The following is a 721-nucleotide window of genomic DNA, read 5'->3' on the forward strand; positions in this document are numbered from 1 at the left end:
CGAGGTGCCCGCCGGCGGAGTGGCCGGTGAGAACCACGCGGCGGGGGTCCGCCTGGGGCAGGGCCGCGCGTACGAGGTCCGGCAGGGCGTCGAGGGCGGCGGCGATGTCGTCGAACGTCTCCGGCCAGCGGCCCGCGGTCGGGGCGGGGGTGCCGGTGGGGCCGGTCTGGGCGGGCAGTGAGCTTCCTCGCCGGTACTCGATGTTGGCCACCGCGAAGCCGTGGCGGGCGAGGAAGTCGGCGAAGGGGGTGATGTGGTGACGGTCGTAGGGGGCTCGCCAGGCGCCGCCGTGCAGGACCACGACCACGGGGGCGGTGCCTGGGGATGCGGCTGTGCCCCTGCCCCCGACTGTTCCTGTTCCTGTTCCTCCGCCTGTTCCTCCGCCTGCCCCTGTTCCTGCGTCCCCGCCCGAGCCGGAGATGCGAGGGGCGTAGAAGTCGATCACCTGGTCGGGGTGGTCGCCGTAGGCCGCCGTGGCGTCCGGGGCGATGGTCAGGTGCGAGAAGGCGGATGCCTCTTCGGCGGCATCGCGGGCTGCGGCGTCGTCGTCCGGCATGCGCCAACCTCTCGGGTGAAACAGATTTGGAAGGGTTTGGGTGGGCGGGTGCCTGGGAAAGGGACGCCTGCCGTTGGCGGGGACGGTATCAGGCCCGTGACGTGCGCCGACACGCGGATGTGACGCTGGGTCAGGGAGGTGGGGCGGGGTGGGGGGGCGGCGGGG

1 protein-coding gene is annotated in these 721 nt (G+C 73.5%); it reads right to left on the bottom strand.

What is annotated here, in order from left to right:
- Positions 1 to 556 (bottom strand): alpha/beta hydrolase (locus AWZ10_RS35245; protein ID WP_159058469.1); only part of this gene is annotated, 556 nt, incomplete at its 3' end.
- Positions 557 to 721 lie beyond the last annotated feature (165 nt).

Source organism: Streptomyces europaeiscabiei (genome assembly GCF_001550375.1).
Classification (GTDB): Bacteria; Actinomycetota; Actinomycetes; order Streptomycetales; family Streptomycetaceae; genus Streptomyces; species Streptomyces europaeiscabiei.